The organism is Acinetobacter pseudolwoffii (assembly GCF_002803605.1).
Taxonomy (GTDB): Bacteria; Pseudomonadota; Gammaproteobacteria; order Pseudomonadales; family Moraxellaceae; genus Acinetobacter; species Acinetobacter pseudolwoffii.
In genome coordinates this window covers 1-992 of sequence record NZ_PHRG01000024.1, presented here as the reverse complement: position 1 = coordinate 992, position 992 = coordinate 1, and the positions used below count along the sequence as shown (strand labels likewise).

Annotated in this window: 4 pseudogenes; all 4 read left to right on the top strand. The window is 42.5% G+C overall.

What is annotated here, in order from left to right:
- Window positions 1-211: 211 nt before the first annotated feature.
- A pseudogene (rpsG, locus tag CWI32_RS14965) lies at window positions 212-481 on the top strand (30S ribosomal protein S7); the annotation flags it as partial.
- Window positions 481-687, top strand: a pseudogene (locus CWI32_RS14960) (homoserine dehydrogenase); the annotation flags it as partial. The pseudogenes rpsG and CWI32_RS14960, both read left to right, overlap by 1 nt.
- Before the next feature lie 107 nt (window positions 688-794).
- Window positions 795-917: pseudogene (locus CWI32_RS15105) on the top strand (FAD-dependent monooxygenase); the annotation flags it as partial.
- Window positions 907-992: pseudogene (locus CWI32_RS15440) on the top strand (hypothetical protein); the annotation flags it as partial. The pseudogenes CWI32_RS15105 and CWI32_RS15440, both read left to right, overlap by 11 nt.

Below are 992 nucleotides of genomic sequence, written 5' to 3'. Positions count from 1 at the left end.
CCGCCACATCCCGCCAATATTAGTGCCAAAGTAAGAGCAGATAATTTAATACCTAATTGTTTACTAATCATTTAAATCCCCAAGACCCTCTATTATAGAGTTTGTTATCAATCTTTATTTAATTATGCGTTATGTAACCACAGTTAAGCTTTTATGTAAATAAAGGTAAGCCAAATGTTTTGTATGCTAGCTTATATCAATAAAGTGATTTATTGAAAAAGTTCGTCCTATGGTCGAAGTAAAAGCACGCCGTGTTGGTGGTGCTACATACCAAGTACCTATGGAAGTACGCCCATCCCGTCGTACTGCCCTAGCTATGCGTTGGTTAGTAGATGCTGCTGCTAAGCGTTCTGAAAAAACTATGGCTTTACGTCTTGCTGGCGAGTTGCTTGATGCATCTGAAGGCAAAGGCGCTGCGGTTAAGAAACGTGAAGATGTGCACCGTATGGCTGAAGCCAACAAAGCATTCTCTCACTACCGGACAAAGTCTTTACTGAAGGTATTGGCAAAGTCACTGCACAAGATGTCAAATATGCAGAAGACCTCGGTTTCCGTATCAAGCACCTGGGAATTGCACGCCGCACCGATGCCGGGATTGAACTCCGTGTTCATCCAACCCTGATTCCTGAAGAAGAACTGATTGCCAACGTCAATGGCGTGAAAAACGCCGTACTGGTACAAGCCAATTGACCTATAGTTTATATGAATACTCCTATTGTATTGCCTGAATTTCACTACACTGGATTGTAAATATATTCAAATCTTGTTCTTCAGACAGACACATGGAGTCATGTATGACACAGCATTACGATACTGACGTATTGGTGATTGGCACAGGACCTGCAGGGTCGACCTTAGGTTTAGCACTGGCAAATTATGGGGTCAAAGTTCAACTCTTCACACATAACACGTTTATCGTTGCAATTTCAACTGGATGAAACTTATATCGGGCAACGGATCGACCAGATTGCCGCGATGGTCTGGAGCGATTT